Here is a 14,189-nt window from a genome sequence, read left to right on the forward strand (position 1 = left end):
GAAGCTTGCCTCAGCCCGCCTAACCCTTCCCGCCATTGAAGCAAACGGAATGTGTCTCAGACGCTTCAATAGCTGCCGGAGATCAAACCTAGCTCGAGGAAAGTCTTGTCCTCCGGTGGAGGCAATCATCTTGGACGCTCATTGTCTCGCTTGTGATCACCCAGATCGGCATCGCCCCCCCGCTCCGTGTTGCGGCGACGGCTATTAGCGAGCTCCGCGAGCTCGTTCTTCAGCGCATGCCGGCGGGTCTCGACAGCGGGCATATCGTTGACGAATTGCCTAATCTGTCGCGCCAGCACATGATCTGCCGCCACTCCGGAGCGCCCTAGCTCGGCGGCATAGTCGAGATAACGCCGCCGGATCGCGTCCTGACGTGACTTGATCTGCTCGTCCCAGGGGTGTTTGGCAGTCCTACCGCCCCTAACCTCCGAAAGCACCTCCTTGCGGGCGAGCCGATCGACCTCGGGCGTGATCTTACGCTTGCGCATCGCGCGGATCGCCCCGCGATCGGCTTTTCGAACCCGTCCGCGGGTTCGCCGCGGCGTTGCCTCCGCCGCTATCCCGCGAAGCCGGAGTTCGCCGGCAAACCGTTCTCGCCAGGCCTGAAGATCCGCCTTGCGCGGATTGAGGCGTTTGCCGTCATGGCCCAGAGACCGAACGGTCAAGTGCACGTGGGGATGCTTGTCGTCGAGGTGCTGGACAAAGACGTAGTCGTGATTGTAGCCGAACGTCTCGATGGCAAATGCCCGGGCTGACTCCTTAACGGCGACCGCATCGGTGCCAGCCGGCATCGACAGAATGATGTTGATCGAAAGCGATCCATCACGTCGACGCCTGTCGTCGAGACAGGCATCATCCTCCCAGCGTTGCTGCAGATCTTTCAATCCGGAACGACCTGACAGCGTTGCGCCCTGCTCTGTTTCCGCATCGAGCTCGCCGTTTCGCGTGATGTAGGCCAAGTGCGACTTGAGATGCGCCACGCCCTTGGTACGACCGGTGATCTTGACCATCACCTCTGGTGCTCGGCGCACGATGCGCTCGAGCTTTGCACGCATCGCCGGCGTGAGGCCGCCGGGAGCGGCCGGATCGGGGATATCCCACTCGGCCCGCCGCGGGCGCCGATTGGGCGTTTCCCAGACATACGAGATCGGCGGAAGTTCGGACGCCAGGTCGTTCGGCCGCGGCGAGCGCCGGCTCATCGCCGTCCATCCCAATAATCTGCGTTGCCGTGTAGGGCATTGCGCAACTGCGCGAGCTCTCTTTCGATGACCAATTTGGCCTCCTGAATTGCGGACGGATCGGGCTCGACCGCCCTGCCCTGCAGCACGCTGGTGTTTGCGGCACGCGCGATCTGGTTGATGTTGCCGCCGACCCGGTTCAGCTCGCGAACAATCGCGCGAAGCGCCTCGTGCTCGCTCGGCGAATGCTGCACCGGTGATGCCAACCGCGAGCGCACCAGGGCGACGATCCAGCCGGTTCGGGTCATGCCGCGCTGATGTGACACTTCAGCGAGCTGCCGCATCTCGCTCTCGCGAAATCGCACCGTCACCTTCTCCGGTCGTCCGACTGGCAACGCCAAGATGCGCGGCGCTGGTGCAGCTAGTGCATCAGCAATGAGACGCCGCAGCAGCGCGGATTTTCCGCCCTGGGTCGCTGCGAAAGCTGAGAACTCCGCCGCGACTTCGTCGGAGACGCGAAGCGAGATCAGAGCCATGCAGTCCAATCCCAATCGCGATGTAATACATCGCTGGCGCGAAGCCTATCCTGCACTAGAAAATGCGAATCTCTCCACCCCCTCGATGTTGGTTCAAACCAACCGGCTCGGCAATCAAAGCTCGGCATTTGCTGCAGGTGAGATCCAACCCAGGTGACGATCGATGCGCAACATTCCTCTAACCTTTGCATTGCTCGAACGTTGCGCGTGCGGATCGGCAACACGGGCACCGAGCATGTGGACCGCGGCTTTCCAGCAGCCTCCGGCCTCTCTACAGCGCTGCGGGGGGCGCGTTCGGCCTCCGGCTGCTGCGCTAACGCGCCATCCTTCGGATGGGAAATCCGCTCCGCCGGCATGCCAAGCGCAGCAGCCTTTCTGAGGAGACAGTATGAGGCCAGCTTCATGCGAAAATGATCTCTTCGATCGTGATGGTCGATGCCGGCACCTCTTCCGCTTCTTCTGCGCCATCGATCAATAGCACGGCATGGCGTGAGCCCTGAGACGCGAGCCGATCGACGAGAAGACAGCCTGTGCGATCTTGGTGGCGCACTCTGATCGTCAGTGATGTGCTCTTTCGCTCGTCACGATTGACCGACGAGCTCCGGGGCTTTTCCGCGGTCGCCGTTACACGGTCTCTTGCTAGGGGGCGCAATGCCGCTTGCGGTGCGATCGGGCCTCGTGCCGATTGAGCTCCAGCGGCACCTTCGCGATCAGCATGGGAGCCGCCAACTTCGCTGCGAATTTTGCGAGCCAGCTGGCGGGCGTGGGCGTCGGTAAAGCACTCCTGCGCTGCACATATGGTCTCGACGGCGTTGGGCTGCTCACGCCAAGCCTGGTAGAGTTCATACACAGCACGGATTGACGAGCCGGCAAGCTTCGACCGGAGAAATTCCGGCATACTTTGGACCGACGCGTAGCGAGACACCCAGTCCCTGGGCTTGCCGAGCTTCCGCGAGATATCAGCTTGGAAGCTGCGACGGGGCTGGCCTGGATCTTCGTCAATGCGATCGATGGAGATGGAAGTCGGTTGCCCGGTTGCGGCAACACCATCTTCCGCGGCGTCGATGAGCTGCTTAAAGCTGAGATCAAGCGCCATGTGCCGTCTCGTTCATCTGCCCGACGATCTTGGCGAGAACATCACGGATTTCGCGACCAGCCTCCTGCGCAGAGCGGCGCTTGAGCTTCCAGACCGGCAGGCGTTCCGCAACGGCCTCAGCGTAGCCATCCCTTGCAACGATCTGGCCGGGGAACACATATTTGCCGGCCTCGCGCAGCAGTTGCTCAAGGTGCGTCCTTTGACGGGGCGATTTCGTATTGAAGTTCGAAGGCAGCAACCCGAGGAACTTCGTATCCTGGCGTCCATAACGCCTCTGCACGCCGATGACGGTCTGCATCAGACCTTTGACGCCCTTGATCGAATAGTCCTCCAGATAAATGGGGGCCAGGACATGCGACGCCGCGACCAAACAACCAACACTGCGCAGTCCAAGTGATGGCGGCGTATCGATGACGCAGGCGTCGAACTGATCTGACGCGATAGCGAGGTTCTCTTGCAGAGTCGTGATGGCGGCGGCATTGCTGCGATCGAGATCAGTCAGCGAGCTATCGGCCGGCGCGAGCGTTAGGCCTTCGCCTTCACGAGAGACGACCCGTGTCCCCGGTTTGAACAGATCCGCGGCTAACGTTGACCCCGCGTAGTGCCTCAACGTATCCGATGCATTGCTCTGCGCATCCACGTCGATCACAAGAACACGGAGATTCGCCTCCGCCATGAACCAAGCCAAATGCACAGCAAGCGTCGTCTTGCCGACCCCGCCCTTTTGATTGTTGATGACAATGGTCTTCATCTCAAAATCCGGAATGGGTCTGGCGGCGCTGGGTTCATGTCCTCGTCCATCGTTTTGTGGGGGTGTTGGTTTGAACCAACAGCGATTGCGAATCCGATCACCGGAACGATCCCGAAATTCACCCGGCGAATCCCCTGCCAGAAGAGTCAGGTCAGTACATCGCCAACGGAAGGAACAAATACCGGCAAGCGCGGCTGGGACCGTGCTCGTTGCTGGACCACTGCTGTCGACACGGTCGCGAGAGGATCGTCACGCGAATGCGCGGAGACCGCTTGCGGGCTCCGGGAGCGCCGCCGGGCGGCGCGAGTAGAGCTGTCCCGGAGGGGCTCGCCCAAACGATTAACGCAGTATCACTCGTAGGCTGGCCTTATTGGCCGGGAGCCCACTCTCCTTCTTAAGCATTGGCGCCTAATCAAGTCGGCCAATTCAAGGGTTTCGCATGTACTGGATGAAAGTCGTGTCTTCGGGCTTGGCGTTCTGAGTTTTATGCTTTTGCTCGCGGACATTATTGGCATCTGGAGAGCAGTTGCAGTCTACCGAGCTGTCGTACTCATAGCTCAGGCCGTCATGTCCTCTCTATTGTTGCCAGATCCTCGTAGTGATTGGTTTGAGCCCCAATAACCACGGAATTGGGCGCCCTTTGTGCACTCGAAAGGGAACGTACTTCGAGCGCAAAGGCCCTAGACCCGGCGACAGACCAAGCAATCATGTGGGAAAGCCCTATTCTGCAAGCGCTCCGGAAAACTTGCCGATCCTTGCAGAGTAGCGCCGCGTATGGCTGATCTTCGATTCGGCATCGCCGCATCGAGCTATCCGCGAAGCCGACGCTGTTCAGAGAAGTTTCACTGATCCGCAACTGGGGTCGGATCGGCACGAATGTGCAGACCATGGTGCACAAACCTTCCATGGCAGTGCTGAGGCTGTCGAAGCGTTCGAACGGCTCGAGTGTGCCAAGCGGAGGCGCCGTTATGCTGCTGCAGCTGACGAGAAACTATCCTAGCACTACTTTGGCAGTTTCGTCGGTTTAATGAGCCTGTCAGGATTCCCGAATCGATTTTTCAATGATTCATAGGGGGTCGGCTTTTGGAGCGCCGACCATGGGGAACGCGACGTCGGATTGGGAAGACGAACTCGAACGTTGGCTGAAGCCATTTCTGGATCGCTTGGGTCATAAGGCCCGGCGACGGATGTGTCCGCTTTACATTGCGGGGCTGATCGGCCCTGGTGAACGCAAAAGCATTCAACCGATGGCGGAGCGCTTTGCAGCGGGCGATTACGACCAGCTGCACCATTTCATTGCCGATGGCGTCTGGGACGCGACGCCGCTGGAGACAGAGTTGTTCAGTCAGGCCGACCGGCTCGTCGGCGGCGACGATGCAGTGCTGGTTATCGATGACACCGCGGTGCCGAAGAAGGGCGAACGCTCGGTCGGTGTCGCGGCTCAATATGCCTCGGCGCTTGGCAAGACGGCAAATTGCCAAACGTTGGTGTCGCTGACGCTTGCGCGCGGCGAAGTGCCGGTGATGATCGCGTTGCGTCTCTTCCTGCCAGAGAGCTGGACAAGCGACGCTGCACGCTTGAAGCGCGCCGGCGTACCGGTCGAATACCGGGCGCCGCGATCCAAGCCAGAGATTGCTCTGGCCGAGATTGATCGCGCGATGACGGCCGGCGTGCGCTTTGGTTGTGTGCTGGCGGACGCAGGATACGGCCTCAGCGCGCCGTTTCGACAAGGGCTCACGGCACGCGGGCTGGTCTGGGCCGTTGGCATCCCCCGTCACCAGAAGGTGTACCCGGTCGGCGTCAAGTTGATCTGGCCAGTCGCTATGCGCGGGCGTCCCCGCAAGCTGTACATTCCGGACATCCTGTCGAGGGCAGCCGAAGACATGCTCGCCGATGCCAAATGGCAAACTGTGAGCTGGCGAACCGGGACCAAGGGTCGATTGAAAGCGCGTTTTGCGGCCGTTCGGGTGCGGATCGCCGATGGACCACCGCAGCGGATCAAGGATAAGGGCCAGCAGCATCTTCCCGGCGAGGAGGCCTGGCTGATCGGTGAACACAGGACCTCAGGGGAGAAGAAATACTATCTCGCCAATCTGCCGGCCGCGACAGATCTGCGCACACTGGCTGCCACGATTAAGGCGCGATGGATCTGCGAACAGGCGCATCAGCAGTTGAAAGAGGAACTCGGGCTTGATCACTTCGAGGGACGATCCTGGCAAGGTCTTCATCGTCACGCACTCATGACCATGATCGCGTACGCCTTCTTGCAACACCGTCGCCTCGCACAAGCGGGGCGGAAAAAAAAGAATCAACGGACCCCCGCCTCAGCCAAGCTTGCCGGCCGTTCGTCACGCCATCGTCGATCTCATTCTTCGACCGCCATCCCAGCGATGCCCATGTTGCAGAAGACGAATCCGTGAAAATCCGCAGCGCAAATAGATCTGCCAAAGTAGTGCTAGGCTGGCAATTTTTTCGGGGATTACGGCTCCGCTTGTGATGCCGGCCCTATCTGTTCCAGGGCCTTGATGTCAGACGAGCAAAATCAAAACAAGACTGAGCTCGTCCAATGACGACTGCCAATGAGATCGCCGAAAAGATTGCAGCCGAGAACGACCTGACAAAAGCTCAAGCGAAATCCATCGTCGATAGCGTGTTCAAGGCCATCGCTGATGCGGCCGTCAGCGGAGCCGAGACGAGCCTTCCCGGATTCGGCAAGTTCAAGGTCAAGGATAGCCCCGCCCGCGAGGGCCGCAATCCCTCGACCGGCGCAACGATTGCGATCGCAGCTTCGAAAAAGCTGACGTTTACGCCTGCCAAAGCCATCAAGGACGTTCTGAACGGAGGAGCGGCCCCTAACGACGGTGCTTCCTAAGGCACGCAAGACGAGGGGACTTATGCCCCCTCCTCGGCTGCGAGCGCTTCGTCCCGTTGACGGATGAGTTCGGCCAGTTCGAGTTCAAGCGCCTTGCGCTCCGCCGGTGTGAATGCGCAGTCGCGCAGCTCGGCGCGCAACTCTTCAATGGTGTCGATGGTCATGATCGCATCTCCGGTCGAAGGGAAGCGGGCCCCGCCTTGCGGCGGAGCCCCACTGGCGGAGCCTCAGTCCCGGTTCGGCCGGGACCAGATCAGCTGGAGACCTTCCGCACCTTCGACCTCGGTCAGGGTGGCGTAGATCGGAGCGGGGAAGCTCGGATCGTCCAGCTTGACGGAGAGGTAGTCCCGCTCGGTGTCCTTGGCGATCTTCTGCCAGGCCGCGCCCAGCTCGACGTTGCCTGAGTAGATGCGGAAGTGCGGTCCCTTGTCGGAAGGATTCTCGACGCGGATCAGCTTGGCCTTGACGTTGAGGTTCAGCGTCTTGATCGCGCCGGAGAAGCCATTGCCCGTGGAGGTGAAGGTGCCGATGGTAGCCATTGTCTCATTCCCTTGGTTTTCTCGGGCCGCGCCTATCGCGACCTCGATGGCGGTCGTGAGACCGGAGGCGATCGACCTGCACCCAAAGGGCCGAAATGAAATGGAGGGCGGCCGGCAGCGACTTTCTTGGACCGCGAGGAATGGCGCGCAGCGCCAGGGGAAGAAAGTCGAGGACGGACGTTGCAGGGACAAGATCGAGAGCCCGCGAAGCGGGATCGGCCTTCGGTCAGACCAGCCTCTATCGAGGACGCAGATGGGAGCGCCTGTCGCGAAAACACATGGAATGAAGACAAACGGCCCTATGTGCCATTCGGATCTCAGGGCAACGAGCGTCCCAGCGAAACGTCGTTCACCATAAGCAGGCCACCTAAGCGCCGGGTCATCGCCTACCAGAGAAGCATCGCTGTCAGCAACGTCGGCGCACCTATCGAAGTGGCCATCGCAACATCGATAACGAGGCTGCCGACGTTCTCGCCATGCGGCTGCAAGTCCGTCCCCCGCATCCACGCGACCGACCGCCCTGCGAGGCGTGAGACAGATGCTAGCGTCGGTGGACATGCCGGCCGCCGACTCCGCGACTATTCCGCCCGCACGCGCAATGGAATGAAGCTGAGCATGCGGGTTGCAACGCCACAGCATTGGATAGGTTTGTGGGCACAATCGGCCTCCGCAGCAATCCGGCTGCCGGGCTCGATTTCGGTTCGAACGTTACTTGGCCGGCGGCCGCAGCGGGCTTTCCGCCCATTTCCGGGCGGCGGGATCGCGCAGCGGGTCGTCTTCGCAGGCCAGGCAGACGTAGCGCGGCTGGCCAGGCGCGACGTCGTCGGGCATGGCCGTCATCGGCTTCCCGCACTTCGGGCACAGCTTCCGGCTCGGGTAGAGCGGAGTCATGGTTTTTTCCTGCCGGGACCAGCTTAGTTCCCGGTACGCCGCGAGCACAAGTAGATCGCCAAAAGTTGTCCGCATGCACCAGACCGCTTGACGCGAAGCGCGTCTCACACTGAAATCCGATTTTCAGTGATGTTGCGGGGGTGGCGTCGTGGAAGAATTTTACAGGGGCTTCGCGCAGCGGGCGCGCGATCTGGCGGAGGACGCGGACCCGTTCACCAAGCGGCGGCTACTCGACCTAGCCCAGCGATACGATCTCAAGAGCAGACCGGGAGCCGCGGGCGGCCGGACCCTCCCGCCGCCGCGCGCGATGCCACCGACGGCGCTGTTTTCCGGCTCCGGCGAAACTTAAGACTAGTCGGAGCGCGGCCCGGTCGTCGGTTTTCTATGTGTTCATCGACCGGTCCGGGTGTCGGCCACCCGCGGTCGCGGTGCTCGCGTTATCACAAGCTCACCCATGCAGCATGAAACCGCGCACGCGCGCCGCGAAGGATCATCGCCTGCGCCGCGCGATCTCGTCAGCGACCATGCCCTCCGCCCGCACCAGCCGCTCATGCAGGGTCTCGAACATATCGAGGATGTCATCATTGGGTTCATTCTTGCCCTGCTCGATGGCTTCGGCAACGAGCTCATCGAGGGGCGTCTCCTTCAATTGGCCTTTCTCCAGAAGCTCTTCAAACAGACTATCGCCGCTCGGCTGCGGTTGCATGCGACCGTCGGAGTTGCACCAGACGGTGAATGTCTGTTGTCCCAGAACGGCGTGCTCGACCATCTCCGCATCCAAAGGAATCAGCGTCCCCCAGGCCTCGCCCGCCTCGTCCGCGAACCCCGCCACGTACATCCGTTGCTCCGCAGCCCCTTCATCACGAGGCTGGAGGAACGGCGTGAGGACGATTGGAGGGTGTTTTCCCATGACGATCTCTCCGAACAACTTTGCATCGACACAGCGCAGCAGCTGGGTCAGTGCAGGTATTTTCGATCACACGAAAAAGGCAAGGTCTAGGAACGGCGCCTCATCGTCTCACGCCCGCTGCTTGTCTCGCCGGCGAGAACTGATCTGCGCCATCAGGATCGGGCCAAGCGAAAATTCGCCGACCTCGGCTTTTCGCGTCAGGCCGCGCAGATAACCGCCGGCGGAATTGATCGCCGTCCCGCGCTGCAGGATACACGCGACGACGATGGCTGCGGGCACCTCGCCCATAACCTTTTGCGCCTCCTCCCAGGCGCTCGGGCTGATGCCCAGCATCGATCGCACAACGGCCGCAGTAGCGAGGAAATCGCGCCAGTTCGAAACCCCACCCTTCGCATAATCGACGATGTCAGGACACGCACTCAGGACCATTCCTAACGGATACGCTCCCTCCCCGACTCGCGAGGGTTGAGGTTTGGGCTCAGCTCCCGCCGCCCTGTCTTCTCGAAGGACAGGTTCAAGATCAATAGGGGCTTCTGGTTTTGAATTCTGTATGTGGTGCTCAGAGTGGGACTCATTGGCGCTCGGATTCTTGGATTTGATGTGTGCTTCCAGAAGATTGAGTACGTCGTCGGCAAGCTGAGACAACTCGTCGGCGATCGGCTCGAGCTGCTGGCGCGTGGCCGTGCGCGGAATCTGGTCGACGATCGCGCGGAAGGCGGCGTGCACGACCTGCCAATCGGCAGGCCCCTGCCCTCCTCTTCGCGTCGGGACGGCTTCCTCGATGCCAGTTGCAATCATCTTCGCGATGTCGCGCCGGCACAGCGTAATGCGCTCTCGTACGAGCTTGAGTGCGCGGGCCTCGGCTTCGATATCGGCCGCCAGGCTCTCGAACTCCTCTGACCGCACGACCAGCGGCGACAGATCGAAGCCGAAGGCGAGCTCGATTTCGCCGGCGTCGTCCTTCCGCGCATACCGCTTGCCATTGGGACTGTCGCGCCGAACGATCAGCCCGGCGTCGACCAGCACAGCGAGATGACGCCGCAGCGTCGATGCCGGCATGCCGTGCGCTCGCCGAGTGAGTTGATGGTTCGAGGGGAAGACGATCAGATCGTCCTCCCCTGTCAGGGCGGTTTCGGGATGGAAGGTCAGCAGCGCATTCAGTACCGAGAGGGAGCGCTCCGACACGCCTAGGCGCGGCCGTGCCGTGCAGATGGCGTGGAAGATCTTCCACTTGTGCACGATCTTTTCGGGAGGACGTTCGGTTGTGACCATCTGGCTTGCCACATGGGCAAGCGTCAGCGATCGCCGCCCAAAGGGCGTCGTTGGAGAGTGTGACTGCATGTCTTTGCCTCAGCTGGGCAAAGAAAACCTGCTCGCCGAAACGGCGATGAAATCGCGTGGAAACTCTTGACTGCGATTCGCGAAAGTGATTCTCTGTCAGTCGCCAAACTTGAAGAGAAGGCTTCCGGAACTCCGTTTCGGGGGCCTTTTTTCTTTTCCCTTGTCTGCTCCTGGTTCGTGTTTACGGGACGAGGCCGTCAGGCCTCGGTAGTTTCCTGGCCGCCACTCGTCTTGGAAAAGGCGTCGAAGATAGCCGGGAGTTGGTCCACAAGAAATGCCGCGAATGTCGCCGAGACATTCTTGTCGATGGTAAGCTTCAATTCGCGCTCGATCTGACGCACGTGCGCAATCTTGTCCCCGGATGCGGAAAAGACTGGCTTCTCTTCCGATGGCTTCGATGTCCCCGCGGGAGATGGACGGCTTGCTGTTGAGAATGCTGCGAGAAATCGCGCGTCGGTTTCCCGCTCAGCAAATTTCGGGTCAGCGATCACCGCTCTGACACGTTTGAGCGCCGCGGCATCCTTGAGTAATTCAGCGAAGGACTGCCAGCGGCCGCGGCCAACTTTCGGAGCCTTCCCGATTGCTCGAACGACTTCGGGTGGAACCGATCGAGCGACGGCAAGGAGTTTCGAAGCCTCAGCCCGATCGATCGACAACGCATCCTGCACGATTGACCGGCTATGCCCGGCATCTTCGATATGCATCGCGAAGCTGGCGCGCTCAATGAAACTCAAATCCTCGCGCGGTGCGTTCTCGAGTCCTTGCGCCACGACAAGGGCTTCATCTGACAGCGATCGCAGGATCGCTTTGACGGAAATACCCAATTCGCGCGTGGCGCGGACGCGGCGATGACCATACGCGCTTTGATAGCGCCCTTTTGCTTCAGGATGCTCCCGAACGAGAATGGGCACCTCTTGGCCACGCTGTGCGATCGACTGTTTGAGTGCTTCGAACGAGCTATCATCATTGTCGCGAAACCGGTCGGACAGGGGTGACGGATCAATAAGCGAAGGGTCGATTTCAAGGATCACAGCCCCAGACGCGATTCTTTCACGAAGCTCCTCGTTCTCCTTCTCGACTTCGGAAAAAGAATCCTTCAACGAGCGGACCGAGCCCGACGAGACCCGCGGCAAGGCAGCGGGCACGTTGTCAGCTGACAACGTGCTTGATTGCGGGGCCGTGAAAAGGCTCTTGATAGTGTCAGTACGTTTGCTCATCGACCCCACACCTTCTTAAGAAGTTGCGCGATTTCGGCATTGACCGCGTCGACTGATTCCAACGCGCGGTCGTAGGCGCCCCGCCCTACCGCGCCGCGCTCCAGCTCATAAAGTGATTGCTTGGTGAGGCCAGCATTGGCGATTGCAGTCGATTTCCAAACAGTGGCCTGGAGCACATCCGATCCAAAGAGATTACGAAGGAGGGCCACGATTTGAGCTTCGGGCACGTCGTTGGGATCGTGACGCGTGATGACGTACCGGATGAAGTCGTGGTCGAGTCGCCCGCCGGCTTCCTCGATGACGGACATGAGATCCGACGTCATGAGGAGAAATTGGCTCATGGATGCAACATCGACCATCTGCGGATGGATGGTCACGAGCATCGCGGTGGCCGCGTTTAGCGCGCCCATGGTCAGGTAACCAAGTTGGGGCGGGCAGTCGATAACGACGACATCGTAGTCGTCGGCAACCTGGTCGATGGCGCTGGCGACTCGGCGAAAGAACAGGTCGTGTCCGCGTTCACGCCGCTCGATCATTGCGCGAGGCGTGTGGTGCTCGAACTCCATCAGCTCAAGATTGCCCGGAACAAGACCTATCCCGTCAAAGTAGGTCGGCCGGACGATGTCGCGCATCGGCCGGCGGTGCTCGTCATACCGGATTGCACCGTAGAGAGTTTCATTCGCCCCAATATCAAACTCGGGCTGGTACCCGAACATCGCGGAGAGCGACGCTTGCGGATCGAGGTCAATGGCAAGGACCCGAAAGCCGGCAAGGGCGAGGTATTGGGAAAGATACAATGCCGTCGTCGTCTTGGCGGACCCGCCCTTGAAGTTGGCGACGGTGATAATTTGGAGCTTGTCGCCCGGCTGGCGGCGCGGGAGAAATTCCGACGCTTCTCGGGGCCGCGCCGTGGCTAGATACGCGCGCAGCTCATGAATCTGAGCCAGGGTATAGGATCGGCGGCCCCCAAGTCCGGTCGCTGGGGTCGGTCCAAGTCCGTCGAGGGAGAGCTGTCGGAGATAACCATCGGAGACGCGGACAATTCGCGCAACCTCCCCTGAGGAGAACGAGCGGAGAGACTTACTGGCTGAAGGCGGGAAAAGCGTTGTCGCCAGCGAGCGAAGCTGGCCGGAAAGGATGCCGGCGTGCCGGGTGATCCGGGCAGACGCAGTCTCGCTCATGGTAAGTGAATCTTCCGCTAAGCTCGGCATTTGCTTTCTCAAGACGGTTTCTGCGCGTCAGACGCCTGATCTCCGTCTTGAGAGATGGCCACGATTCTATGATTTGAGCAAGAATTAAAGGGTTAACGAGTTGTTAACGCCCAATGGCGCGCTGCCCACAAGCAATGGCGCTTTTCGGTGCATCGTGCGGCTGTTGTCAGCTGACAACAAAGCCTCCAGCGACCGGGCGGAACTCTACTTTAGCATGAGTCGGCGCCCCCCGCTCCCGCCGCTGCATCGAAAGGTGCAGCCATTGTGCATCGTCTCGATCAAAGAGACCCTCCCGCGCAGCTCCGCAAAGTGCTCCGAACCGTCCCCCTCCCCTACTCTTGCCAGCGCGGCCGCCGCGACATTATTCACCGCGGATGATGTGATGGCACGCTGCATCCAGCCCCCGTCAACCCGCTTCAGCCGCCTCGTCAGCGACACGGGCCTTTCAGCGCCCACGTTGGACGGGCGAAGAGTCGGCAACGTCGGCTCACTATTCCCGAGCCGTCGCAGATGAATCGAGGGCTTCCCCGCCTACGCTGTACCGCCGCCGGGCAAACACGCTGTCGACGCTTCGGTCCGGATCTGCTGGACACGCCCCGCCCGGCGCGCGGCGAGCGGATATTCGAGGCAGTCTTACTTGGTATTAAAATACCATGGTCGCCAAAAAATCCCCCAAATTCACGACGCTGGATAAACGCCTCTTGCAACGGGGACTTTCTGCGGCGGCGCCGCGTTCCGGTGTGCCGCCAACGGGGGGTCTTGGTGCCATCCCGTTCGCGCCCGCGACCGGATAGGCGACCTGGACTCGGTTCGCGACCTCAGCCGGGGACCGACCAAGCCGCAGAGAACTGGCCTCGCCCGGCTCAATTGTAATGGCAGTGACTTGGCCGGGCTTCGGACAGTCGGCCGAGGCGACGTCCATCGCCAAGCTTGAGATGCGCTTGGTTCGGCGCATTCGCACGCAGGGGCGCGGCATCGCTGGAGTTAGGGATGGGGCCATCACATGCGACATTGGGATGACCCGGTCGAGGGGTGAATCGACCTCGCGGCGGACTGTCCTAATCGAGTTCAACAAGACGAGGCGCCCAGTGCCGAAGGCCAGCCGCTCCTTTGGATAGCAAGCAGCAAAGCAGCCGCACCGAGCCTCGGCCCGATGGGAGATCCGCCGAGATCCGAGCTGCGAGCCACTCCAACATAGCGACATCGGACGGGCGGAACTCTTGCCAGATAACAGCGCCCCGGGAAGAGGTTGTTGTCAGCTGACAACAGGGGGCTTGCCCGGGATGGATGTTGTCAGCTGACAACATCTCTCTGTTGCGCTGGCTCCCAATGCCATTCAGCACAGGCTCGCGGGAAGCACCAAAGAGGAGGGGTGGCATTCATAGAATGCTAACCTTAAAAATTCGGCCTCGGACGAGTTTCGCGCCAAGCTTCGAGATAGGCGAGGTCCGAGGCCAGCGCCCGCAGACTATTCTCGCCCATGCCCTCGCGCGCGAGGTGCTTCAGCGTTTCGACGTCGTCGTCGGTCAGGAGCTCGGCGAGCCGGTCGCGCCGTTCCATCGGCAGGATCGCCGAGAGCGTATCGAGCTGCAGCGCCCGCTGGGTTTCGGGGTCGGAGACCAGCGCGCGGGAGGTGATGTCGTCCAT

The 14,189-nt window shown here is 60.9% G+C and carries 16 protein-coding genes and 1 pseudogene; 5 read left to right on the forward strand and 12 right to left on the reverse strand.

Translation table 11 applies throughout. The features are described 5' to 3' along the window. Positions 1-125: 125 nt before the first annotated feature. Together ACKWRH_RS46195 and ACKWRH_RS46200 are read right to left on the reverse strand one after the other, a co-directional pair. On the reverse strand, positions 126-1,199 hold the full coding sequence (locus ACKWRH_RS46195; RefSeq protein ID WP_254114046.1) for a relaxase/mobilization nuclease domain-containing protein: 1,074 nt from the start codon (positions 1,197-1,199) through the stop codon (positions 126-128). Then, positions 1,196-1,714, reverse strand: a complete 519-nt coding sequence (locus tag ACKWRH_RS46200) for a plasmid mobilization protein (protein WP_445222660.1) — start codon at positions 1,712-1,714, stop codon at positions 1,196-1,198. Before ACKWRH_RS46200 ends, ACKWRH_RS46195 begins: the two co-directional genes overlap by 4 nt. Between ACKWRH_RS46200 and ACKWRH_RS46205 the strand changes: the two genes are divergently transcribed. Continuing rightward, on the forward strand, positions 1,713-1,871 hold the full coding sequence (locus ACKWRH_RS46205; protein ID WP_445222661.1) for a hypothetical protein: 159 nt from the start codon (positions 1,713-1,715) through the stop codon (positions 1,869-1,871). The genes ACKWRH_RS46200 and ACKWRH_RS46205 overlap by 2 nt on opposite strands. 243 nt (positions 1,872-2,114) lie before the next feature. Here ACKWRH_RS46205 and ACKWRH_RS46210 read toward each other — a convergent pair whose 3' ends face one another. Together ACKWRH_RS46210 and ACKWRH_RS46215 are read right to left on the reverse strand one after the other, a co-directional pair. After that, a complete protein-coding gene (locus ACKWRH_RS46210) occupies positions 2,115-2,810 on the reverse strand; it encodes a KorB domain-containing protein (RefSeq protein ID WP_445222662.1) in 696 nt (231 codons plus the stop codon). Beyond that, positions 2,800-3,561 (reverse strand): ParA family protein, encoded by a 762-nt coding sequence (locus ACKWRH_RS46215; RefSeq protein ID WP_445222663.1) that lies wholly within the window; start codon positions 3,559-3,561, stop codon positions 2,800-2,802. Before ACKWRH_RS46215 ends, ACKWRH_RS46210 begins: the two co-directional genes overlap by 11 nt. An 848-nt stretch (positions 3,562-4,409) precedes the next feature. Between ACKWRH_RS46215 and ACKWRH_RS46220 the strand changes: the two genes are divergently transcribed. The 3 genes from ACKWRH_RS46220 to ACKWRH_RS46230 all read left to right on the forward strand — a co-directional run bounded on the left by ACKWRH_RS46220 (position 4,410) and on the right by ACKWRH_RS46230 (position 6,433). After that, the gene (locus tag ACKWRH_RS46220; protein WP_445222891.1) at positions 4,410-4,589 is read left to right on the forward strand and encodes a hypothetical protein; all 180 of its coding nucleotides are present in this window, start codon (positions 4,410-4,412) and stop codon (positions 4,587-4,589) included. A 33-nt stretch (positions 4,590-4,622) separates the two neighbouring features. After that, the gene (locus tag ACKWRH_RS46225; protein ID WP_445217214.1) at positions 4,623-5,981 is read left to right on the forward strand and encodes an IS701 family transposase; all 1,359 of its coding nucleotides are present in this window, start codon (positions 4,623-4,625) and stop codon (positions 5,979-5,981) included. A 146-nt stretch (positions 5,982-6,127) separates the two neighbouring features. Next, positions 6,128-6,433 (forward strand): HU family DNA-binding protein, encoded by a 306-nt coding sequence (locus tag ACKWRH_RS46230; protein WP_445222664.1) that lies wholly within the window; start codon positions 6,128-6,130, stop codon positions 6,431-6,433. A gap of 20 nt (positions 6,434-6,453) precedes the next feature. On the opposite strand, the gene ACKWRH_RS46235 is transcribed toward ACKWRH_RS46230, so the two are convergent. The 3 genes from ACKWRH_RS46235 to ACKWRH_RS46245 form a co-directional block, all read right to left on the reverse strand. Further along, positions 6,454-6,597, reverse strand: a complete 144-nt coding sequence (locus ACKWRH_RS46235) for a hypothetical protein (protein ID WP_445222665.1) — start codon at positions 6,595-6,597, stop codon at positions 6,454-6,456. A gap of 63 nt (positions 6,598-6,660) precedes the next feature. Further along, on the reverse strand, positions 6,661-6,972 hold the full coding sequence (locus ACKWRH_RS46240; RefSeq protein ID WP_445222666.1) for a DUF736 domain-containing protein: 312 nt from the start codon (positions 6,970-6,972) through the stop codon (positions 6,661-6,663). Positions 6,973-7,680: 708 nt separating this feature from the next. Then, positions 7,681-7,863: a hypothetical protein gene (locus tag ACKWRH_RS46245; RefSeq protein ID WP_445222667.1), complete on the reverse strand. Its 183-nt coding sequence runs from the start codon at positions 7,861-7,863 to the stop codon at positions 7,681-7,683. A 148-nt stretch (positions 7,864-8,011) separates the two neighbouring features. Between ACKWRH_RS46245 and ACKWRH_RS46250 the strand changes: the two genes are divergently transcribed. Next, the gene (locus ACKWRH_RS46250; RefSeq protein WP_445222668.1) at positions 8,012-8,212 is read left to right on the forward strand and encodes a hypothetical protein; all 201 of its coding nucleotides are present in this window, start codon (positions 8,012-8,014) and stop codon (positions 8,210-8,212) included. Positions 8,213-8,353: 141 nt separating this feature from the next. Here ACKWRH_RS46250 and ACKWRH_RS46255 read toward each other — a convergent pair whose 3' ends face one another. The 5 genes and pseudogenes from ACKWRH_RS46255 to ACKWRH_RS46275 form a co-directional block, all read right to left on the reverse strand. Beyond that, complete coding sequence (locus tag ACKWRH_RS46255) at positions 8,354-8,773, reverse strand: hypothetical protein (RefSeq protein WP_445222669.1); 420 nt, start codon at positions 8,771-8,773, stop codon at positions 8,354-8,356. 108 nt (positions 8,774-8,881) lie between these two features. Beyond that, positions 8,882-10,114, reverse strand: a complete 1,233-nt coding sequence (gene repC / locus ACKWRH_RS46260) for a plasmid replication protein RepC (RefSeq protein ID WP_445222670.1) — start codon at positions 10,112-10,114, stop codon at positions 8,882-8,884. A 197-nt stretch (positions 10,115-10,311) separates the two neighbouring features. Next, a complete protein-coding gene (gene repB, locus ACKWRH_RS46265) occupies positions 10,312-11,331 on the reverse strand; it encodes a plasmid partitioning protein RepB (RefSeq protein ID WP_445222671.1) in 1,020 nt (339 codons plus the stop codon). Beyond that, positions 11,328-12,542 carry a plasmid partitioning protein RepA gene (gene repA / locus ACKWRH_RS46270; protein ID WP_024342299.1) on the reverse strand — a complete coding sequence of 405 codons (1,215 nt, stop codon included), beginning with the start codon at positions 12,540-12,542 and terminating at the stop codon, positions 11,328-11,330. The genes repB and repA overlap by 4 nt, the downstream gene beginning before the upstream one ends. A 1,425-nt stretch (positions 12,543-13,967) precedes the next feature. Next, positions 13,968-14,189: pseudogene (locus ACKWRH_RS46275) on the reverse strand (integrase); the annotation flags it as partial.

The sequence above is a fragment of the Bradyrhizobium sp. Pa8 genome (assembly GCF_052588265.1).